This window comes from Bradyrhizobium tunisiense, from assembly GCF_042263385.1.
In the GTDB taxonomy this organism is placed as follows: domain Bacteria; phylum Pseudomonadota; class Alphaproteobacteria; order Rhizobiales; family Xanthobacteraceae; genus Bradyrhizobium; species Bradyrhizobium tunisiense.
The window spans coordinates 696312-717564 of the sequence record NZ_JBHLEV010000003.1; the positions used below are offsets into that span (position 1 = coordinate 696312).

Genomic DNA, 21253 nt, shown 5'->3' on the forward strand with positions numbered 1-21253 from the left:
GATCAGACCGTCACCCCCAACGCCTTCCATTCGCGCAGCGCCTTCGCGTCGCGCGGGGTGACGTCGGGGTATTCAGCGTCGTCGCCGACCATCGGGGAGATCTTCCAGGAGCGGGCGCATTTGGTGCCGACCGCCTTCTCCACCACGACCGCGACGCCGGGCACGGCATCGAGACGGAACGCAGCCGCCGGCGCCTCGCCCTCATGCACCTCGTAGTTCGAGGTGATGCAGATCTCGGCGAGATCCGCATCGAACAGCGTGGCGAGCATGTCGCGATCGGCGACATAGATCACCGGCGAGGCCTCCAGCGAGGAGCCGATGTTCTTGGCGGCGCGTTCGAGCTCGAGCGCGCCGGTGACGACGCGGCGGACGTTGCGGATCGTCTCCCACTTCGCGGCGAGCTTGTCGTCGCGCAAGTCTTCGAGATCGGTCGGGAAGAGCGTCAGGTGTACCGAGGGCTCGGCATCGGGCCGGTACATGCGCCAGCCTTCCTCTGCGGTGAAGCTGAGGATCGGCGCCAGCCATTTCAGGACCGAGGCGCACAACAGGTCGATCGTCGTCAGCGCCGCCTTGCGCGTCGGCGACGACGGCGGATCGCAGTACAGCGTGTCCTTGCGGATGTCGAAATAGAACGCCGACAGCTCGCTGTTCAGGAAAGCGGACAGGATCGCGACCACGGTCTTGAAGTCGAACTCCCGATAGGCCTTGCCGATGGCGGCGGCGCGGATTGCGAGCTCGTGCAGCATCAGCCGTTCGAGCTCCGGCATCTCGGCGGGCGCGACCGCGTCTGCCGGCTTGTAATGATGCAGCGTGCCGAGCATCCAGCGCACGGTGTTGCGCAGCTTGCGATAGGTCTCGACCGTGTTCTTCAGGATCTCGGGGCCGATGCGTTGGTCGTCGGTGTAGTCGGCTGACGCCACCCAGAGCCGAAGGATATCGGCGCCGGACTCCTTGATGACCGCCTGCGGCTCGATGGTGTTGCCGAGCGACTTCGACATCTTGCGGCCGTCCTCGGCCTGGGTGAAGCCGTGGGTCAGCACGATGTCGTAAGGCGCGCGGCCGCGGGTGCCGCAGCTCTCCAGCAGCGAGGAGTGGAACCAGCCGCGATGCTGGTCCGAGCCTTCGAGGTACATCACCGTGTCGGTGCCGCCGTCGACCTTGCGCTTGATGCCGGCGAGGCCAAGAAACTGCACGGGGTCTTCGAGCACGAAAGCGTGCGTCGAGCCGGAATCGAACCACACGTCGAGGATGTCGTCGACCTTCTGCCAGTCCTCGCTCGCGCGGGATCCCAGGAAGCGCTCGCGGGCGCCCTTCGCGTACCAGGCGTCGGCGCCTTCCTTCTCGAAGGCGTCGCCAATGCGGCTGTTGACGGCCTCGTCCTGGAGGATTTCGGCGGAGCCGTCGCTCTTCTCGCGCACGAACACGGCGATCGGCACGCCCCAGGCGCGCTGGCGCGAGATCACCCAGTCGGGGCGCGCCTCGATCATGCCGTTGATGCGGTTCTCGCCCGACGGCGGCACCCATTGCGTCACCGAGATCGCGTGCAGCGCGCGGGCGCGCAGCGTGTCGCCGCTCTTCGCCTTGCCGCCCTGCGCGACGTCCTTGTCCATCGCGATGAACCATTGCGGCGTGTTGCGGAAGATCACCGGCTTCTTGGAGCGCCAGGAGTGCGGATATTGGTGCTTGAGCCGGCCGCGCGCAATCAGCATGCCGCGTTCGACGAGCGCCTTGATCACGGCCTCGTTGGCGTCGCCCTTCTCGCCCTTGTCGTTGATGACGCGCTTGCCGGTAAAGCCCGGCGCATGATCGGTGTAGGCGCCGTTCTCGTCGACAGTATAGGGGATCGCCGTGGTGATGCCGCGCGCGTCGAGATCGCGCGCCTGTGCCATCCAGACATCGAAGTCCTCGCGGCCATGGCCGGGCGCGGTGTGCACGAATCCGGTGCCGGTGTCGTCGGTGACGTGATCGCCAGCCAGCAGCGGCACGATGAAGTCATAACCGCCGGCGATGCCCTTGAGCGGATGCGCACATTCCACCGCATCCAGCGTATCGCCGGGGATGTCGCGCACCTTCTCATAGGACGTGACGCGCGCCTGCTTGAACACATCCGCGGCCAGTGCGTCGGCCAGGATCAGGAGATCGCCGGTCTTCGTCCAATTGTCCGCGGGCGCGTCCGTCACCTGGTAGAGGCCGTAGGCGATCTTCGGCGAGAACGAGATGGCGCGGTTGCCCGGCAGCGTCCAGGGCGTGGTGGTCCAGATCACGACGCTCGCGGAGGCGAGCGCGCCATGCGCGGGCGACGTGATGGGGAATTTTACCCACACCGTATCGGAGGTGTGGTCCTCGTACTCGACCTCGGCCTCGGCGAGCGCCGTTTTCTCGACCACGCTCCACATCACCGGCTTGGAGCCGCGATACAGCGTGCCGTTGGCGGCGAACTTCATCAGCTCGCGCGCGATCTGGGCTTCCGCCGGATAGCTCATGGTGGCGTAGGGATGATCCCAGTCGCCGATGACGCCGAGACGCTTGAACTCCTCGCGCTGCACGCCGAGCCAATGCGTGGCGTAGGCGCGGCATTCCTTGCGGAAATCGATCATCGCGGCACTGTCGCGGAAGTCGGGCTTCTGCTTGCCCTTCTTGCGATAGTGCTCTTCCTCGACCTTCCACTCGATCGGCAGGCCGTGGCAGTCCCAGCCCGGCACGTAGTTGGAATCGAAGCCGAGCATCTGCTGGCTCTTGGTGACGAGGTCCTTCAGGATCTTGTTCAGCGCCGTGCCGATATGAATGTTGCCGTTGGCATAGGGCGGGCCGTCGTGCAGCACGAACTTGGCGCGGCCCTTCGCAGCTTGACGCAGCTTCTCGTAGAGGCCGATCTCGTACCAGCGCTTGAGGATCTCCGGCTCGCGCTGCGGCAGGCCGGCGCGCATCGGGAATTCGGTCTGCGGCAGGAACAGGGTCTTGGAATAGTCTTTGGCTTCGGACTTTTGGGACTTCTGCGGCTTTTCGGACATGAGGCTGACTGGCTCGGAAGGGCGCGGGAACGAATGGCGATGCGGAATCGCGGGGTGAAACGACAAAATCCCGGTCTTGCGCCGAGCCGAAAGCTCAGGCGGAAGCCGGGCCGCTAATCCCTATGATGCGCCGCGCAAACATGGGCACTCCATAGCAGGGGGCCAAGGGAAGCGCAAAGGTTCGGGCAGACCGGGTTCGGCCCTCAATCGATCACGCCCAGCCGCGGAAACGCGTCCGGGGCGGCGGCCAGGATGGCGCGGGCGCGGGCGGAATCGTCGTCCATCTGGCGGATCAGGGCGTCCAGGCTGTCGAATTTCAGCTCCTCGCGGATGAAGCCGATGAAGGCACAGTCCAGCGCCTGCCCGTAGAGGTCGCCCTTGAAGTCGAACAGGAAGATTTCGAGCAGGGGAGCGCCATTGTCGAAGGTTGGACGGCGGCCGAAGCTCGCCACCCCGTCCAGCCGCTCAGCTCCGCGGCCAACCCGCACCGCATAGATGCCGTGCTTCAGGCCGCAATTGGCGTCCAGGCGGATGTTGGCGGTGGGATAGCCGAGGCCGCGGCCGCGCTTCTCGCCGTGGATGACCTCGCCGGTGATGAACCAGGGGGCGCCTAGCATGGTGGTCGCCTCATCCAGCTGGCCCTCGGCGAGCGCGATCCGGATCGCACTGGAGGACACCGGCCGCTCGTCGATATCGACATGCGGCTGCACGTCGACCTCGATGCCGAGCCGGGGCGCCTCGTTGACCAGCAGGCTCGGCGAGCCGACGCGTCCTTTGCCGAAATGGAAGTCGTAGCCGACGGCGATGCCGCTGACGCCGAGCCGCCCGATCAGGTCATGGTGAATGAAATCTTGCGCGCTGGTTCCGGCGCGCGCCTTGTCGAAGGTCATGACCACGGCGCCGGCAAGCCCCGTGCCGGCCAGAAGCCGCAGCTTGGCCGGCTCGTCCGTCAGACGGAATTGCGGCGTGTTGGGGCTGAAGAACCGCCGTGGGTGGGGCTCGAAGGTCAGCGCCAGCGCAGGGCGGCCCTGCGCCCGGCCCATTTCCAGGGCCGCGGCGATAACGGCGCGGTGGCCGAGATGAACGCCGTCGAAATTGCCCATGGCGACCACGGCACCCCTTGGAATGGCGGAGTCCGGCGTGGTGTCGCGGATAACGGTAAAATGCGGAGCCATCAGGGGAATTCTCGAACCGGCGGGACCGGCCGGGACCGTGGCTTGAGCCGCCCGGCGAAGTCAAGCGGGAGGGGGCAACCGTATCGAATGCGATTTCAGTTCTTTGGGGGCGCCCCCAATTAACGCGCTGTTTAACGCCTTGGTGCTAGTCCTTGAGCGTGGAACTGCCGGGCTTCCCGGCCTGGGCAGGTCCGATCCTAATATTTCCTGCGTATGCGTTGGGGGAGTCGAGATGGCGGTTGATTTGTCGATGCCGGTTCTGGTGGTGGATGACTACAGCACCATGATCCGTATCATCAGGAATCTGCTGAAGCAGCTTGGCTTCGAGAACATCGATGATGCCAGCGACGGCTCGGCAGCGCTGAACAAGATGCGCGGCAAGAAGTACGGGCTCGTGATCTCCGACTGGAACATGGAGCCGATGACGGGCTACGACCTGCTGCGCGAAGTGCGCGCGGATCCGAACCTCGCCACCACGCCCTTCATCATGATCACGGCGGAATCCAAGACCGAGAACGTGATCGCGGCCAAGAAGGCCGGCGTGAACAATTACATCGTCAAGCCGTTCAACGCGGCGACGCTGAAGACCAAGATCGAGGCGGTCTTCCCGGACATGGCGAGCGCGTAACACTTTGGTGTCCCGGACAAGGCGCGGCACGCTAGTGACGCGACGCTGAGCCGGGACCCAGTCGATCTACGAAATCACTCGCAACCTCTGGCCCCGGCTCTGCAGCGCTTTGCCATAGCGCGTCGAAGACGCGCGTCAACGCGCTTGTGGCGTCCGGGGCGCGATATTTTCTACCACTTCAATTCGCGCATCAGCGCCTTCGGCGGGTGCCCGAACAACTCCGCCACCGAATTCGGGTCGAGCTGATCAAGACCCTCGAACTCCTCTGCATGGATGCCGCGGGTGACGAACAGGCAGTCGATGCCGAATTCGCGCGCGCCGGTCAGGTCGGTGCGGACGGAATCGCCGATCGCGAGCACCTTTTTCCGGTCGATCTGGTGGCCCTGGCGTTCGCCGGCGAGCGCCATCGCGCGCTCATAGATCGGGCGGTGCGGCTTGCCGTAGAAGATCACTTCGCCACCGAGCTCGCGATAGAGTTCCGCGATTGCGCCGGCGCAATAGATCAGCCGGTCGCCGCGTTCCACCACGATATCCGGGTTGGCGCAGACCAGCGTCAGCTTGCGCTCGCGCGCCTTCAGCATCATGCCGCGATAGTCTTCCGCCGTCTCGGTCTCGTCGTCATAAAGGCCGGTGCAGACGATGTAATCGGCTTCCTCCAGCGGCGCGGTCACGGCATCGAGACCCCGATAGATCGAGTTGTCGCGCTCGGGGCCGAGCCAGAACATCTTGCGTCCGGGATGCTCGGCCACATAGAGCCGCGTCAGGTCGCCCGAAGACACGATCGCGTCATAGGTCTCGTCGGCGACGCCGAGCTTGCGCAATTGCCGCTGCACCGAGTCGGCCGGCCGCGGTGCGTTGGTGATCAGGATCACCGTACCGCCGCGGCTGCGATAGGTGTGCAGCGCCTCGCAGGCTTCGGGGAAGGATTCGAGGCCGTTATGGACGACGCCCCAGATGTCGCTGAGCACGACATCGACGCCGCCCACGAGCTCGCGCAGGCTTTCGGCGAAATGCAGCGTGGTCATGATGCGCGCGGCCGGTCAGATGCGGCGCGCAAGCGCCGCGTTGCCGCTGATGCGTTGTGCCGGAGCTGCGGCTGACGTCGTGCCAGATGTCGTGCCTTGGCTGGGGGGAGCGGAGCCATTGGATCCCTGAATGTCCTGCGCCTGGTTCGGCGCGGCCCCGCCGGTAGCAGATGCCCCCTCCGGCCGCAATGGCCGGGGCGGCGCGAACAGGAAGCCCTGGCCGAACCGCACGTCATAGTCGAGCAGGTCCACGACCGCGCGCTCGCCTTCGATCCTTTCGGCGATCAGGTCGATGCCGAAGCGGCCGAGCAGGTCGGAGAGGTCGGAGGGATGGATGTCCGATGCCGAGGACTGCCTGGGGTCGAGCAGCAGCGTGGCCGGAACCTTGATGAAGCGCACCCCGCGGTCGGCCAACTCGCGCGGCTCGATCCTGAGATCCGTGACATGGTCGATCGAGAAACGGAAGCCGCGCTGGGCGAGCGCTGCGAGATTCTCGGTCTCGGCCGGGCCGAGATTGCGGAACGTCGATTGCTTGAACTCCAGCACCAGCGAGGGCGCCAGCGCCCGGTTGGCTTCGAGGAAGTCGAGGCATTGCGCGAAGGTGGTGGAATTGCCGAGCGTTGAAGCCGCGACATTGCAGAACACGCCGACGTCCTTGTTGCGCACCATCAGGCGTCGCAGCACCTGCACACAGCGCAGCATCACCATGTTGTCGATCCGCCCGATCAGCCCGGAGGCCTCCGCGATGCTGATGAACTCCTCGGCTGCGATCAACTGGTCGCGGTCGTCGCGCAGGCGCGTCACCGCCTCGTAGAACCGCACCTTGCGCTGCGGCAGCGTCACCATCGGCTGGAGGAAGATGTCGATGCGGTTCTCCTCGACGGCGTTGCGGAGCGTCGCCAGCAGCTGAGTCTGGTTGCGTCCGGAGGCCGTCTGAGACGGGTTGATGGTCTGGGGCTGGACCGCCGGCGCCGGCCGCGGATGCGCCAGCGGAGGCGGAGGTGCTGCGGGTAGCGGGGGAGGGGCAGCCGGGCGTTCGTCGAGCGGCGCCGCCAGATCGATGGGCTGCTCCGGCTCGGACCAGGCCGCCGGGGCGGCGGCCGGCGTCGGTGCGCCGCCGGCCAGCAAGTCCTCATGGGCCGACACGGTGGTTGCGAGCTGCTTGACCAAGCCGCCGAGCTCATTGATCTCGCCGACCACGGACTGGATGCGGTCGGAGTTGGTCGAATTGGACGAGGCGATGCGTCCCTCGATCGCAGCTAGCCGGCGGCCGAACTCGGCGACCTGGCGGGCGAGATCGGCGGTGCCACGCGACAGATCGGCGATCTGGCCGCCGACGTCGCTGCGGTCGCGCAGCCGCATCGACACCGCGTTGTAGAGGATCAGGAAGGTCAGCACGGTCAGCGCCACGATCGCCGATTCGGTTCCACTGATGCCGGCGACGGCGTAGAGCACAAGCCCGAGCGAGGCCGCGACCAGAACCATGCAGAAGGCGATGAAGATCGTCGAAATGCGAATCATGCCGCGCGTTACGCCTTTAAGAGCTGACTGCCTCGCCCGGGAAAATACGGGTCGCGTTGCGATCCCGTCACGCCTCGTGCTCCCCCTAGGCCGAATGACCCTAACATCATTGTTGATTCGAGGGGATAGCGGCCTGGTCGCGGCTCATGTCAATCCAGCCCGGCGAAAGCCATCGATGTAGCGGTCGCGGTCGCGGGCAAGCTTGACCGGCATGAACTCGGCGAGCCAGGCGAGGGAGATGTTCGGCTGCGCACGGCGCAGCTCCCTCAGCGCCGCCTGGGCGAGATCCGTCTGCCCAGCCATGCCGGCAGCCGCTGTCAGCACCCGGTGCGCGCCGACGAAATCGCTGCGCTGGCGCAGGGCCTCCTGGGCGAGCCGGATGGCCTCCGCGTCATCGCCGCCGAGGAAGCGGGCATAAGCGGCGATGCCGTAATAGACGGGCGCATAGGGATCGCGCGGGCTGAGGCGGATCGCCCGTCGAGCGGCCTCGTCGGCGTCCTGCCAGCGGCCGCAATAGCCGAGCGCCAATCCATAATAGCCCTGCGCCAGGGCGAAATTCGGATTGAGCCGCAACGCGGTCTCGAATTCGGCCAGCGAATCCTCGAACCGGCGTGCAAACAGATTGACGTGCCCGAGCGCGTTGTGAGCCCAGGCATCCTCGTTGTCGGCACGGATCGCGGCTCGTGCGGCACGTTCGGCGCCGGGGATCGCAGTGCTCATCTCCATCCAGCCCATATGGGCTGTGAACATGTAGCTGGTGCCGAGCAGTCCGAGCGCCTTGCCGTAGTTGGGGTCGAGCGCGATGGCCTTCTCGAGCAGTGCCTGCGCGACGACGTGATCCTGCCGTGTCACACGCCAGTAATGCGAAAGCGCGCGCATCACGAGATCCCAAGCGTCCATGCTGTCCGGCGGCTTGCGTTGGGCGCGATAGCTTTCCGCGGCATAGAGCTGCGGCTCGATCGCGGCGACGATGGCCTCGGTGATCTCGTCCTGCACGGCAAACACGTCGGCGAGCTCGCGATCGTAACGTTCCGCCCAGAGATGACTGCCGGTGGCGACGTCGTTAAGTTGCGCGGTGATGCGCACGCGATCACCGTCCTTGCGGACGCTGCCTTCGACGACATAGCGGACGCCGAGCTCCTCCGCGACCTCACGCAGATGAACCGCGCGGCCCTTGTAGATGAACGAGGAGTTGCGCGCGATCACGAAGAACCAGCGCAGCTTCGACAGAGCGGTAATGATGTCTTCGCTCATGCCGTCCGAGAAATACTCCTGCTCGGCCTCGCCGCTCATATTCACGAACGGCAGGACCGCGATGGCGGGCCGGTCGGGCAGCGGCAAGCCCGCCGGTGTTGCGGTGGCCGGCCGGCTCGCCACTGCCGGCGTCGCCGCCTCCGAGAGCTCGGTGACCTTGCCGACAAACCGGACGCCTTTTCGCGCGATGGTTCGGATCAGCCGCTGCTCCTCACCACTGTCGTCGACCGCGCGCCGCGCGGCGTTGATCCGGCTGGTGAGGGTTGATTCCGAGACGACGCGGCCGTTCCAGACCGCGTCGAGCAGATTGTCCCGCGTCGCCACGCGCTCGCGGTTACGAACGAGATAAAGCAGGAGATCAAACACCTGGGGCTCGAGCGCGATCAGCGCCTTCGCGCGGCGCAGTTCGCGCCGCTCGGCATCGAGCACGAAATCCTCGAAATGAAACGGCACGCCAGTCTCGGCTCCGGCTCGGAAATCAAGGTGATCTCAGCGTAAAATAACGCCGCTCTCAAGGCCAGCGCGTCGCGCACACCCTATCGTCCCGGCGTTTTCAAACCCTGGAGAATTGCCATGTCGACATCCGCCGCACTCAAACAGGCTCCGGCTCAGCCCGATCTAGCCGCCGTCAAGCAGCGCCAGCATGGCGCCTGGTCATCGGGCGACTATGCCGTGGTCGGGACCACACTGCAGATCGTCGGCGAGCAACTCTGCGAATCCCTGGATTTGCGAGCCGGCAGCAAGGTGCTGGACGTCGCTGCCGGCAACGGCAACGCGACGCTGGCCGCGGCCCGGCGCTGGTGTGACGTCACATCCACCGACTATGTTCCGGAGTTGCTCAAGCGCGGGCAGGAGCGCGCGGCGGCGGACCACCTGACGGTCGAATTTCGCGAGGCGGACGCCGAAGCCCTGCCGTTTGCGGACGCGAGCTACGACGTCGTGCTCTCGACCTTCGGGGTGATGTTCACGCCGGACCAGGACAAGGCGGCCTCCGAGCTCGCACGCGTCTGCAAATCCGGCGGCAAGATCGGCCTGGCCAATTGGACCCCGCAGGGCTTCATCGGCCAGCTGTTCAAGACCATAGGCAAGCATCTGCCGCCGCCGGCCGGCGTGAAGTCGCCGGCGCTGTGGGGCACGCGGGCACGACTCGAGGAGATGTTCGCAAGCCAAGCCTCCGACATCTCGGCCGAGCCTCGCATGTTCGTGTTCCGCTACCGCTCGCCCGAGCACTGGCTCGATGTCTTCAAGACCTTCTACGGGCCGACACTGAAGGCGTTTGCCGCGCTCGACGAGAGCGGCCAGGCTGCGCTGAGACGCGATCTGCTGGCGCTGCTCGGCGAATTCAACCATGCCGATGACGGCACCATCGTCGTGCACAGCGAGTATCTGGAAGTCGTGATCACCAAGCGCTGAGATGCCGCTTGATCGGGCCGGGCAAGCTCCGGCCCGATCGTCCTCATCGGCTAGAATGGGGCGCTTGCACCGACCGTGTCGGCAGAGACCGCCTGGCGGGTGCCGAGCGGTTTCGGCTGCCCCTCGGTCGTATCCCGCAGGGTCTGCCGCTCGATCTCCGAATTCAGCTCGGCGCCGAACATGATGACGATCGCCGACATCCACATCCACGTCATCAGGCCGATCGCCGCTCCGAGCGAGCCGTAGGTCGCGTTGTAATTGGCGAATTCGGAGAGATACCAGGACAGGAGCGCCGAGCCGGCGATCCAGAGAAGGGCCGCGATCACCGCGCCGAGGCTCAGCCATTGCCAGCGCGGGGCATCGCGACTGGGCGCGAAGCGGTACAGGATCGCAAGCGCCACCAGCAGGATGAGGAACAGCAGCGGCCATCGCGCCAGCGCCACGATCAGCTTGCTTTCGGGCGCCATGCCGAGGTGATTGAGCGCGAGGGGGAAGGCGACGACGGCACCGACCATCAGCAGCAGCGCCACGATGCCGCCGACCGTGAAGGCCAGCGATACCATGTTGAGCTTGACGAAGCTCCGCTTCTCACGCTCCTCATAGGCGACATTCAGGGCATCGAAGATCGCCTTGACGCCCGCATTGGCGCTCCAGATCGCGAGCAGGAGGCCGAGCAGGAAGGTGGCGCCGAGCGTGGTATTGCCGTTCGAGACCACGCGCGCGACCTGATCCTCGACGATCTGGAACGAACCTTCGGGCAGCATCGTCGCAAGCGTGTGGAGATTGGAGCTGATCGTGGAGGGATCGGCGAACAGGCCGTAGGAGGAGACCACCGCCGTGACGGCAGGGAAAACCGCGAGCAGCCCAAAGAATACGACGCCGCCTGCGGTCGCCAGCAGCCGATCCTCGTCGATGCGTTGATAAGTGCGCCAGAAGATATCCTTCCAGCCCGCCCAGGGAATCGTGAACGGGCTCTTCGCATGACGGCCGCGGCCAGGCTGCACGGCCGCGCCCGCCGGATGGGTTTCCGGTGAATTCGCCTCGCCTTTGCGGCGGTCTTGGGGAGGTCCCGACCGGACCAGGCCGGAGTCCTGAAAGTAGCGCTCCGCCGTCAGCACGAAGACGGCGGTCGCCGCCACCAGCAGCCAGCTGTCGATCTGCTCGGAGCGCCGCACCAGCATCAAGCGTCCAATCGATGGCCGTGACGCCTGCGGCGTGCCGCAGTGAACCCCGCCAGTCCAATTGCCGCGAGCATCAAGCCAAGCTGCACGGGCCGGTTGGTGCGCGCTGGCAACGCTCTTGCGCCATGGCGGCGCTCGCCGGGCGCGAGCGGCGCAAGGGGAATCGCGGTCGCGACCTCCTTCACCGCCTCCTTGACCGTTCCGCGCGGAATTCGCGGGGTCGCTATGGCCACGCGCAAACGGCTGGCAAGTGGCACGATCGGCCTGGCTTTGCGCTTCATCTGAGCGGCCGCCACGCCGGCACAGATCGCGGCCAGCACCAGCAGCACCGCGCCGACGGCACCAAACCCCCAGAACTGCCCGTAAGCGATGGCAACCCAGCGGTACAGAGCCATCAGGCCGACGAAGAATGCCGCCACAACGAACAGGCCCGCGACGGCGAACAGCCCGCCGGCAACGGCGTAAGACGTCACCTTGCCGGTGGCCTGGCTGGTCTGGTCACGCAGATAGGATTGAGCGGCGCGTTTGACGTGGTTGAGCTTCAGCGCCATGCCGGCGCGTAGCAATTCGCCCGATGGCGCGAGCATCTGGACATCCTCCGAGAGCGAGAAAATTCGTCGGGGGATGAACGTGGCCGAATTTGACTTGTTCCGTTCGGGCCCGCGGCCAGGAGCGTTCAGTTGAGATCGGCGGCTGCGATCCAGAACACCTCGCCCTCGGATTCCTCGGTGTCGAGCCAGAGCAGCGGCAGTTCCGGAAAGGCCTCGTCGACCAGATCACGGCCGCGGCCGATCTCGCAGATCAGCCCGCCCTCCGGCGTCAGGTGCTCGGGCGCCTCGCGCAGGATCCGGCGCACCACGTCGAGGCCGTCGCGGCCCCCATCGAAGGCGAGCTTCGGCTCGGCCCGGCATTCCGGCGGCAGCGCCGCCATGCCTTCGGCATCGACATAGGGCGGATTGGTGATGATCAGGTCGTAGCGCGCATCGCCGAGCGGGGCGAACAGGTCGCCGCGATACAGGCTGATCCGGTCCTCGAGCCCGTATTCGCCGACATTTCGCGCGGCGACCTCGAACGCGCCCTTGGAGATGTCGACGGCATCGACGGTGGCGTCCGGAAAATGATGCGCGGCAAGGATGGCGAGGCATCCCGATCCCGTGCACAGATCGAGCACGCGCTCGACGGCCATGGGATCGTCGATCAGCGCGCCGGCGCTTTCTTCGCCGCCGAAATGCGACTCCAGCAGCTCGCCGATGAAGGAGCGCGGAACGATGACGCGCTCGTCGACATAGAAGGGCAGGCCGCGCATGTAGATCTTGTTGACGAGATAGGCGGCCGGTTTGCGCGTGGTGACCCGCTGATGAATGAGATCGAGGACGGTCTTGCCCTCCGCGGCCGTGACGCGCGCGTTGGCGAACATCTCGAACTGTTCGGGATTGAGGTGCAGCGCCTCGCTGACCAGGAAGGCGGCCTCGGCAACCGGATCGGTCGTGCCATGGGCAAAGGCTAGCTCGGCTTCGACAAAGCGGCTCACCGCATAGCGGACGTAATCGAGCAGCGTGAGAAGTTCGCCCGGACCGATCTTGGCAAATCTTGGCGCGGCGCGGCCGCGCCCGGACTTTTTGGATGGTTTTGCCATCAGGATCGGGTCCAGCGTGCGGCGGCTTCGTCGTCGCGGGCCTGGGCCTCGACCCAGCCGGTGCCGGCGTCGCTTTCTTCCTTCTTCCAGAAGGGCGCGCTCGTCTTGAGATAATCCATCAGGAACTCGGCCGCCTGGAAGGCGGCCTGGCGGTGCTGCGAGGCGGCCAGCACCAGCACGATGTTCTGGCCCGGCATGAAGCGGCCGACGCGATGGATCACCGTGATGCCGTTCAGCGGCCAGCGCGAGGTCGCCTCGTCGACATGACGCCTGATCTCTTCCTCGGCCATGCCGGGGTAATGTTCGAGCGTCAGCGCTGCGATGTTCGCGCTGTCCTCGTCGGCGCGGCAGATGCCGGAAAAGCTCACGACGGCCCCGATGTCGGTGCGGCTCCCGGTCAGGAACGCGATTTCGCGGGCGATATCGAAATCATCCTCCTGAATACGAATCGTGACGGGGCAGGTGGAGACAGGGGAGGCCATGGTCTAGCCGCCGGTCATTGGCGGGAAGAACGCGATTTCGCGGGCGCCGGTGATCACGGCGTCCGATTTGACATGGGCGTGGTCGATCGCGGCGCGGATCACCTTCGGCTTCTCGAATGCGTAGGCGTAGGCCTCGCTTTGGCTCGACAGCCAGGCGATCAGCTCCGCGACGGTGTGCACGGTCGCAGGGGGCTCGATGGTCTCCTCCGCCTTGCCGACGCGCTCGCGCACCCAGGCGAAATATTTCACCTTCATCCCTCGTCCTCCTTGATGAGGTGATGGATGCCGGCACGGAAATAGTCGTAGCCGGTATAAATGGTCACGATCGCCGAGGCCCACAGCAGCGCCAGGCCAATCATCGAGACGACGGGCACCACCTCATCGCCGGCAGGTCCCGCGAGCAGAAAGCCGATGGCAACGAGTTGGACCGTGGTCTTCCACTTGGCAAGCTTGGTCACGGGCACACTGACGCGAAGCGCGGCAAGATATTCGCGCAGGCCCGAGACCAGGATCTCGCGGCACAGGATCACGATGGCGGCCCACAGCGACCAGCCGTGGATGATGCCGTCGGCGGCCAGCATCAGCAGGCACGAGGCGACCAGCAGCTTGTCGGCGATCGGATCGAGCATCCGGCCGAACGCCGATTGCTGATTCCAGATCCGCGCATAATAGCCGTCGAGGTAGTCGGTCACCGCGGCGCCGATGAAGATGGCTACCGCCACCCAGCGCAGCCACAGCGGCTGATCCAGAATCGACTGCGCGTAGATGCATCCGACCACGACCGGGATCGCGGCGATCCGGCCATAGGTCAGGATGTTCGGGAGGGACATCGCGCGGCTGGTCGTCCCTCGTGTCGTGGCGATGTTCATCCGTCCTACCAATACCGCTGCGGCCTGAAGGTCAACCGTCCCGCTCCCAGATGGGGTGCGGGATGCGACGAGCATATGACCGCGACTCCTTTAGTTCATCCCGGCTGGGGATGGAAATACTCGAAAATCCTGCGGGCGCTCTCGGCGCTCACCCCCGGAACCTTGCCGAGATCGGCAATCGAGGCGCGTTCGATCTCCTTCAGGGTCCCGAAATGATGCAGCAAGGCACGTTTGCGTGACGGGCCTATGCCCGGAATCTCCTGCAAGCCGGCCTCGCGGATGTCCTTCTTGCGCAGCTTGCGGTGCGAGCCGATGACGAAGCGGTGGGCCTCGTCGCGCAAGCGCTGGATGAAATAGAGCACGGGGTCGCGCGGCTCCAGCTTGATGGCCTCGCGTTCCGGCATGAACAGGGTCTCGCGGCCGGCATCCCGGTCCGGCCCCTTGGCCACCGACATCAGCGACACCTGGGTCAGGCCGAGATTTGCGAAGATCTCGCGGACGGCGTTGAGCTGGCCGCGGCCGCCGTCGATGATGACGAGATCGGGCCATTGCGGGAAGTCGTCGTCCTTCGCCTTGACCGTGCCTTCCTCGGGCGGATTGATCAGGCGCTTGAAGCGCCGCTCGAGGACCTCGCGCATCATCGCGAAGTCGTCGCCGGGCGTGATCCCTTCCGATTTGATGTTGAACTTGCGGTACTGGTTCTTCACGAAACCATCCGGGCCGGCGACGATCATGGCGCCGACCGCGTTCGTGCCCTGGATGTGGCTGTTGTCGTAGACTTCGATTCGTTTGGGCGAATGCGGCAGGCTCAGGGTTGCCGCTATGGCGTCGAGCAGGCGGCTTTGCGTGGCGGTATCGGCGAGCTTGCGGCCGAGCGCCTCGCGCGCATTGGTCAGCGCGTGAGCGACCAGCTCCTTCTTCTCGCCACGCTTGGGCGCGGCAACCTCGACCTTGTGGCCGGCCTTGATTGCCAGCGCATCGGCGAGCAGATCGGTCTCCTCGATCTCGTGCGAGAGCAGGATATTCCTCGGCGGCGGCTTGTCGTCGTAGAACTGGGCGAGGAAGGAACCGAGCACCTCTTCCGGGGTGAAGGTCTTTTCCGCGCGCGGAAAATAGGCGCGGTTGCCCCAGTTCTGGCCGGTGCGGAAGAAGAATACCTCGACGCAGGAGAAGCCGCCCTCCTGGTGGATGGCGAACACGTCGGCTTCCTCGACCGTGCGCGGATTGATGCCCTGCTGCGACTGGATTGCCGACAGCGCGGCGAGGCGGTCGCGGTAGAGCGCGGCGCGCTCGAACTCGAGCTCGCTCGCCGCCTTCTCCATCTCGCCCGCCAGCTCCTGCTTCACCGCATGGCTTTTGCCCGACAGGAAGTCGCTCGCCTCGCGCACCAGCGTCGTATAGCCTCCGAAGTCGATCTCGCGGGTGCAGGGGCCCGCGCAGCGGCGGATCTGGTAGAGCAGGCAAGGCCGGGTGCGGCTCTCGAAGAAGGAATCGGTGCAGGAGCGGATCAGGAACGCGCGCTGCAAGGCCGTGATGGTGCGGTTGACCGCGCCGGCGGAGGCGAACGGACCGAAATAGCGTCCGGGCCGGCTCTGCGCGCCGCGATGTTTCAGGATCTGCGGCGCCCAATGGTCCCCGGTGATCAGGATATAGGGAAACGACTTGTCGTCGCGCAGCTGCACGTTGAAGCGCGGCCGAAGCTGCTTGATGAGGTTGGCTTCCAGCAGCAGCGCTTCGGTCTCGGTATTGGTCGAGACGATCTCCACGGTCACCGTGGCGGCGATCATGCGCAGGATGCGGGCCGGCTGCGGCGCGTTTTGCCGCGCGTAGCTGGACAGGCGCTTTTTGACGTTCTTGGCTTTGCCGACATAGAGCACGTCGGCATTCGCATTGAGCATGCGATAGACGCCGGGCGAGGTGGGGGCGAGGCGGACGGCGCGCTCGATCGCCTCGTGGCCGCTCGCCAGCGGGCCTTCGCCGACTGCGCCGCTCTCTTCCAGGATATCAGGCAGCCGCGCCTCGTCCTCATCGTCGCCGCCCGTGGTGGCAGGATCGAGGTCGGGCGGCGTGTCGCTCGCGGCAGCCCGCGGCAATTTGTGCGCGCGGTCGTCCGGATTGTCGGTGGAATCGTGAGCCATGGAGCGAATTTAGGCGCTGGGGGTGCCGATTTGAAGTTCCGGCCATGCGGCGCGCACAGGCCGCGACGCAGTTCCCGGTAACACTTGCTTAAGCCTGTTAACAGCGCGGTAACCCGGCTTAACAGGCCTTTAACTTAAAACTCTCGATAAATCTTACGCGAAAAGGTGGTGGTTCCGTAACCATGCGGTTTGCCGCGCGCGGCGGCGCGGGCATCGCACCGGTGGCGGCAGTTGCGTTGGAGTTAAGTGATGAAGAGGCTCGTTGTGGGCGCAGCCGCGTTGGTTGCAGCCGGCTGGACAGCTTCGGCAGAGGCCGCCGATCTCAGTTACGGGCAGCGTGCGCCCTATACCGTCAACCAGCCGCTCAATGCGTATAGCTGGGCTGGCCCCTATCTCGGCGGCAACATCGGCTATGAATGGGGCTCGGTCGACAACAATCCTTCAAAGCCGTCCGGCTTCGTCGGCGGCGTGCAGGCCGGCTACAACTTCCAGAACGGCCCGTTCGTGTTCGGCGTCGAAGGCGACATCCAGGCCGCCGGCGCCGACGATACCTTCGCGCCGTGGAAGTTCTCCAATCCGTGGTTCGGCACCCTGCGCGGCCGCGCCGGTTATGCCTTCAACAACGTGCTGTTCTACGGCACCGCCGGCCTCGCCTTCGGCGAGCTGCGCGCGCAGACCTTCGGCTGGTCTGAATCGCACACGACCGCCGGCTGGACCATCGGTGCTGGTGCGGAAGTCGGCCTGGCTCCGAACTGGAGCGCCAAGCTCGAATATCTCTACATCGATCTGTCGACCAGTCAGTTCGCAATTACGGGCGTGTCAAACGGCTATAGCGCCAACGTCGTGCGCGCTGGCGTGAACTATCGCTTCTGATAGCTGAAGAAGAAAATACCGGACAACAACTCCCGGCCGCTCGCGGCCGGGATTTTTTGCGCGAAATGTTGCGCCGAATGTTGCTCGTCAGGCCCGCTAGGAGAGGATGACAAGGTTGACCGCCTTCGGTCCCTTCCCCTTCTTGTCCGGTTCGACTTCGAAAGTAATACGCTGCCCTTCCGCAAGGTCCTTCAGTCCGGCCCGCTCCACAGCAGTAATATGCACGAAGACGTCGCGGCCGCCGTCGTCAGGCTTGATGAAACCGTAGCCGCGTTCGCCGTTGAAAAACTTGACCGTTCCCGTCATGGCCATCGGGAAACTCCCCCTCATTGCTCCTCCGCCGCGACGCAGACTCACGTCACGACATGACCGGGCGTTACGAAGCCCGGGAGAGCTGGCCATCCTTGGGCGGACCGCTGGCGGTCCGGCCGGATCTTTCTTAGGCCTTCACTCCGCCGCAACCATTCGCGGAAGCGGAACGTAAAGCCAGTCACGGAAACAGCATAATACGGTTCTCTGCAGATTGACTACCGCTCCTGCATATTTTTCCCAAGAATGCCGGAGTGTTACGGCTTGCCTTCAAGGCTTGGGTACCTCCAATCGGAATCTGGCAGCACCGCCCTGGCCGAGCGGCATTTCCAGCTCGGGCAGGATCGTCTTGAGCTCGCTCTGCAGCGTGTAGGGCGGATTGACGATCAGGAGCCCGGTCGAGGCGAGGGCCCCGCCTTCGAGCTGGGGCGCGACACTGAATTCGAGGCGCAGACATTTTCCCGGTGGTTTTGCTGCAGCTGCGAGCCGCGCGACCGTTTCGGCCAGCATGTCGGTGGCACGGCGGTTCTTGGCCGGATACCAAATGACATAGATGCCGGTCGGCCATTTCGCGAAGGCCGTCGAGAAGGCTTCGCCCAGCCGCTCGAACTCGTCCTTTGCCTCGAAGGGCGGATCAATCAGCACGACGCCGCGCCGCTCCTTTGGCGGCACGAAGGCCGGCAGCGCCACCCAGCCGTCGAGGTCGACCACGCGGGCCTGTTCGTCCCGGCGCAGCACGCCGATCAGCGCTTTTCGCGCCTTCGGCTCGAGCTCGCAGGCGACGAGCCGGTCCTGCGGCCTGAGCAGACCGCGCGCGATCAAGGGGGAGCCCGGATAGGCCTTGAGCTCACCCTTCGGATTGAAGGCGCGGACGATGTCGAGATAGGGCTTGGCCAGCGCCGCGCTCTCGTTCGACAGGCGGGCCTGCAACAGCCGCGCGATGCCGGTCAGCCATTCGCCGCTCCTGCGCGCCTCGTCGCTGTCGAGATCGTAGAGACCGGCCCCGGCATGGGTGTCGATGACGCGGAACGCCCCCGGCTTGTCCTGCAGATAGGTGATGATGCGCGCCAGCACGATGTGCTTGATGACATCGGCGAAGCTGCCGGCGTGGAAGGCGTGACGGTAATTCATGGGAAGAGCACTACGCCACGTGATGGCTTGAGCAAAGAGGCACAATCACGTGTCCCGGACGCGGTGCAGCGTGTGACGCTGCGCCGCCGAGCCGGGATACAGCTTTTTCTTCTTGCGTGATGGCCCCCGGATCAGCAGTGCACTATGCCGCGTTCGCCGCGCATTGGACCGCATCCGGGGCAGGAGACCTCGGCCTATCCACCCCTGATCGGCGGCATGGTGACCTGATCGCGGCGGCAGGCGCGGCGTTCGATCTCGTCGCAGGCGCGGAATTGCAGGTCCTTGTTGAGGCAGATGCGGACCTCGGAGAGCCTGGTCCGGTTGCAGGTGACCGAGACCGCGGCGCTGCTCAGCCCGGGATTGGCCTTGATGAAGGCCTCCTCGACCTCCGCCGGCGCCACGGTCCTGGCCTGCGACAGATCGAGATATTCGGCCGGGATCTTGATCGCGGCGCGCGCCTTGCGGATCGTCTCGAAATAGCTGCGGCCCTCGAGGCCGGAGCAGGTGCCGTGCTTGTCCCATTCGTTGAAGATCAGGCCCGGGGCCGGCATCAAATCGAGCATCGAGGAGACGATGTTGCGGTTCAGTCGCGGCGCGGGCCGCTGGCAATATTCCGGAAAGCCATTCTCGTATTGCGGCCACAGCCCATGCACCACGAAGGCGTAGGGCCGTCCGCCGCACTGGATTTGCGACCGGCCGCCACGCTCGGCCGCCTCCTCACAGAACGAGGGCGACCACGACAGGGCCAGCACATAGAAGTCGAATTCGCCCGGCGCGTTCTGCCGTTTGTCCTGGGCCTTTGCGTCACCGGAGAACGAGGCCAGGCCCGCGGCAAGGATCAGGGAAAGAGCCAGCGAGATCATCAGGCGGGAGAACGAATGCAATCTGGAATGAAACATGGCAACGCCCCTCAACTAGACTGTGTGCGAAAGCCTAGCAGGCGACAAGAACATTTCAAGAACAAAATTCGGGCGGCTACTGCTGACGCCGCAAAGGGCCCGAATCAGGGCTCTTCAAGCTAGGGCCTCTCGAATTAAGGCTTGGCGGCTCGGCAGGCCGGATTGTAGGCCCAATTGCGGTCCACGCCGACCACGCACCACTCGACGCCATTGCCGTAAGCGGCGAAGCCGCCATCCTCGATGATCGAGAAGTGCACCTTGCGCATCTTGCCGTCGGTGAGCATGGCTTCGCCGGTGCAGTAGCGGCGCGGGATGTTGTCGGACTGCCAGGGCCGGAACGCGGTTTCGCGAACGGCCGCGAAGCCGGTGATCTTCAACGAGGAATTCCAAAATGTGGATTCCTTTTCGGCGAACTCGTTCGCGATCCGCGGGAGAGCCCAGTCGCAATCGGCAACGGCACCGTCATAGCGAGGGCCGCTCAGCCAGAAATTTAACTCCAGCGGATTGGCGGCCCTGGCCTCGCCGAGCGACAGCGCTCCGAACAGGAGGCCGAGCAAAGCGGCAAAGCGGAGCGATTTCAGGGAGGGGGCGCGCATGGTCAATCCAGACAGCTAAGGTCTTGCGAAGGTTGGACGGTGCCGCGAAGGCCGGGGGAGGTCAAGTGCAGCGCGGCAACACTTCGCCAGGAGTTGACTGCAACGCCCCCGCTGACGGGCCTTCAGTTCTTTTCACGGCGATCCCGGCACCGTAGACTGGCGCTAGCCAATTGGAGTGACGGTAATGCGAATCATTGCGGCCGCGGGTCTTCTCGCCAGCCTGGTTGTCTCGGGCCTGACGGCGAGCCAGTCGGCGCGTGCCGACTACGTGCCGGCGTTCAAGGGCAACGACACCGGCGGCATCGTCGCTTATTCCATGGCAACCCAGGTCGATGCGCGACAGGTCGCGGTCGATCATTGTGCGCGCTACGGCAAGGTCGTCAAATTCCTCGGCGTGCAGGCCTATGAGGGCGGCTACATTTCCTTCTCCTGCCGCTGGGTGCCCTATGGCGCCGCCGCCCAGCCGATCCGCACGCTGTACTGAAGCGCTTCGTAACGCCGCAATCTCTCAGCCGGGAGTCTCCCCCATGACGCGCAAACTCGCTTTGCTCGGCTCGGCCGCTTGTCTTGCGTTCTCGGCAGCCGGCGCCAGCGCCGACGATTTGCCGGTGCGCAAGGCCGGCCTTTGGGAAATGAAGCTGGTCACATCAGGCTCGCCGGTGCCCGAGATGACCATGCAGCACTGCACCGACGAGACAGTCGACAAGGAGATGAGCAACAACGTCTCGCCGATGGCCAAGCAGGTTTGCGCCAAGCAGGAGATCAAGAAGACCGCGACCGGCTATGTCAGCGATTCCGAGTGCAATGTCGCTGGGGTCAACACGACCTCGCATGCCGAGATCACGGGCGATTTCAACTCGGCCTACACGGTGAAGACCTCCTCGCACGCAAAGGGCGGTATCGCAGGTACGGCCGGCCGCGACAGCACCATGACGCTGCAAGCCAAATGGCTAGGGGCCTGCAAGCCGGATCAGAAGCCCGGCGACATCGTGATGCCCGGCGGCTTCAAGATGAACGTGCGCGATATGGACAAGCTGAAGGCACTGCTGCCGAAGTAGGTTCCTTCTCCTCCCAAGGAGAGAAAGGACGAGCGTCGAGTTTGTTGCAGCAGA

21 protein-coding genes are annotated in these 21253 nt (G+C 65.1%); 5 read left to right on the top strand and 16 right to left on the bottom strand.

Translation table 11 applies throughout. The annotated features are described in order from the left end of the window. Positions 1-2: 2 nt before the first annotated feature. Both ileS and ACFDR6_RS16590 read right to left on the bottom strand, forming a co-directional pair. The gene (gene ileS / locus ACFDR6_RS16585) at positions 3-3011 is read right to left on the bottom strand and encodes an isoleucine--tRNA ligase (RefSeq protein ID WP_375858887.1); all 3009 of its coding nucleotides are present in this window, start codon (positions 3009-3011) and stop codon (positions 3-5) included. Between the two features lie 203 nt (positions 3012-3214). Further along, positions 3215-4186 carry a bifunctional riboflavin kinase/FAD synthetase gene (locus tag ACFDR6_RS16590; RefSeq protein WP_375858888.1) on the bottom strand — a complete coding sequence of 324 codons (972 nt, stop codon included), beginning with the start codon at positions 4184-4186 and terminating at the stop codon, positions 3215-3217. A gap of 232 nt (positions 4187-4418) precedes the next feature. Between ACFDR6_RS16590 and ACFDR6_RS16595 the strand changes: the two genes are divergently transcribed. Next, positions 4419-4814, top strand: coding sequence for a response regulator (locus tag ACFDR6_RS16595; RefSeq protein ID WP_008567674.1), 396 nt, complete (start codon positions 4419-4421; stop codon positions 4812-4814). 170 nt (positions 4815-4984) lie between these two features. Here ACFDR6_RS16595 and ACFDR6_RS16600 read toward each other — a convergent pair whose 3' ends face one another. The 3 genes from ACFDR6_RS16600 to ACFDR6_RS16610 form a co-directional block, all read right to left on the bottom strand. Then, on the bottom strand, positions 4985-5839 hold the full coding sequence (locus tag ACFDR6_RS16600; protein WP_212080245.1) for a TIGR01459 family HAD-type hydrolase: 855 nt from the start codon (positions 5837-5839) through the stop codon (positions 4985-4987). 15 nt (positions 5840-5854) lie between these two features. After that, positions 5855-7360: an EAL domain-containing protein gene (locus tag ACFDR6_RS16605; protein WP_212080246.1), complete on the bottom strand. Its 1506-nt coding sequence runs from the start codon at positions 7358-7360 to the stop codon at positions 5855-5857. A gap of 144 nt (positions 7361-7504) precedes the next feature. After that, positions 7505-9067 (bottom strand): winged helix-turn-helix domain-containing protein, encoded by a 1563-nt coding sequence (locus ACFDR6_RS16610; RefSeq protein ID WP_375858889.1) that lies wholly within the window; start codon positions 9065-9067, stop codon positions 7505-7507. 120 nt (positions 9068-9187) lie between these two features. On the opposite strand from ACFDR6_RS16610, the gene ACFDR6_RS16615 reads away from it, so the two are divergent. Continuing rightward, on the top strand, positions 9188-10027 hold the full coding sequence (locus ACFDR6_RS16615; RefSeq protein ID WP_317242350.1) for a class I SAM-dependent methyltransferase: 840 nt from the start codon (positions 9188-9190) through the stop codon (positions 10025-10027). A gap of 50 nt (positions 10028-10077) precedes the next feature. Here ACFDR6_RS16615 and ACFDR6_RS16620 read toward each other — a convergent pair whose 3' ends face one another. The 7 genes from ACFDR6_RS16620 to uvrC all read right to left on the bottom strand — a co-directional run bounded on the left by ACFDR6_RS16620 (position 10078) and on the right by uvrC (position 16333). Beyond that, positions 10078-11208, bottom strand: coding sequence for a YihY/virulence factor BrkB family protein (locus tag ACFDR6_RS16620; protein ID WP_212080251.1), 1131 nt, complete (start codon positions 11206-11208; stop codon positions 10078-10080). Beyond that, positions 11208-11795 carry a phage holin family protein gene (locus ACFDR6_RS16625; protein ID WP_212080253.1) on the bottom strand — a complete coding sequence of 196 codons (588 nt, stop codon included), beginning with the start codon at positions 11793-11795 and terminating at the stop codon, positions 11208-11210. The genes ACFDR6_RS16620 and ACFDR6_RS16625 overlap by 1 nt, the downstream gene beginning before the upstream one ends. A gap of 89 nt (positions 11796-11884) precedes the next feature. Continuing rightward, positions 11885-12844, bottom strand: a complete 960-nt coding sequence (gene prmB / locus ACFDR6_RS16630) for a 50S ribosomal protein L3 N(5)-glutamine methyltransferase (protein ID WP_375858890.1) — start codon at positions 12842-12844, stop codon at positions 11885-11887. Continuing rightward, entirely contained in the window at positions 12844-13326 is a 483-nt protein-coding gene (locus ACFDR6_RS16635) for a molybdenum cofactor biosynthesis protein MoaE (RefSeq protein WP_212080257.1), read from the bottom strand. Before ACFDR6_RS16635 ends, prmB begins: the two co-directional genes overlap by 1 nt. Positions 13327-13329: 3 nt before the next feature. Next, on the bottom strand, positions 13330-13581 hold the full coding sequence (gene moaD, locus ACFDR6_RS16640) for a molybdopterin converting factor subunit 1 (RefSeq protein ID WP_212080259.1): 252 nt from the start codon (positions 13579-13581) through the stop codon (positions 13330-13332). Continuing rightward, complete coding sequence (gene pgsA, locus ACFDR6_RS16645; protein WP_025033832.1) at positions 13578-14195, bottom strand: CDP-diacylglycerol--glycerol-3-phosphate 3-phosphatidyltransferase; 618 nt, start codon at positions 14193-14195, stop codon at positions 13578-13580. Before pgsA ends, moaD begins: the two co-directional genes overlap by 4 nt. A gap of 95 nt (positions 14196-14290) precedes the next feature. Further along, positions 14291-16333 (bottom strand): excinuclease ABC subunit UvrC, encoded by a 2043-nt coding sequence (gene uvrC, locus ACFDR6_RS16650; protein WP_375858891.1) that lies wholly within the window; start codon positions 16331-16333, stop codon positions 14291-14293. A gap of 249 nt (positions 16334-16582) precedes the next feature. Between uvrC and ACFDR6_RS16655 the strand changes: the two genes are divergently transcribed. After that, positions 16583-17206, top strand: coding sequence for an outer membrane protein (locus ACFDR6_RS16655; RefSeq protein ID WP_212080262.1), 624 nt, complete (start codon positions 16583-16585; stop codon positions 17204-17206). A gap of 96 nt (positions 17207-17302) precedes the next feature. Here the strand turns inward: ACFDR6_RS16655 and ACFDR6_RS16660 are convergent, their stop codons facing one another. The 4 genes from ACFDR6_RS16660 to ACFDR6_RS16675 form a co-directional block, all read right to left on the bottom strand. Continuing rightward, complete coding sequence (locus tag ACFDR6_RS16660; protein WP_008544396.1) at positions 17303-17518, bottom strand: cold-shock protein; 216 nt, start codon at positions 17516-17518, stop codon at positions 17303-17305. A gap of 267 nt (positions 17519-17785) precedes the next feature. After that, positions 17786-18646, bottom strand: a complete 861-nt coding sequence (locus ACFDR6_RS16665; RefSeq protein ID WP_212080264.1) for a 23S rRNA (adenine(2030)-N(6))-methyltransferase RlmJ — start codon at positions 18644-18646, stop codon at positions 17786-17788. 194 nt (positions 18647-18840) lie between these two features. Then, a complete protein-coding gene (locus ACFDR6_RS16670; protein ID WP_375858892.1) occupies positions 18841-19545 on the bottom strand; it encodes a ribonuclease T2 family protein in 705 nt (234 codons plus the stop codon). Positions 19546-19679: 134 nt separating this feature from the next. Next, on the bottom strand, positions 19680-20141 hold the full coding sequence (locus ACFDR6_RS16675; RefSeq protein WP_317242355.1) for a hypothetical protein: 462 nt from the start codon (positions 20139-20141) through the stop codon (positions 19680-19682). A gap of 184 nt (positions 20142-20325) precedes the next feature. On the opposite strand from ACFDR6_RS16675, the gene ACFDR6_RS16680 reads away from it, so the two are divergent. Both ACFDR6_RS16680 and ACFDR6_RS16685 read left to right on the top strand, forming a co-directional pair. Further along, positions 20326-20625 (top strand): hypothetical protein, encoded by a 300-nt coding sequence (locus ACFDR6_RS16680; RefSeq protein WP_212080269.1) that lies wholly within the window; start codon positions 20326-20328, stop codon positions 20623-20625. Between the two features lie 43 nt (positions 20626-20668). Further along, entirely contained in the window at positions 20669-21199 is a 531-nt protein-coding gene (locus ACFDR6_RS16685; protein ID WP_375858893.1) for a DUF3617 domain-containing protein, read from the top strand. Positions 21200-21253 lie beyond the last annotated feature (54 nt).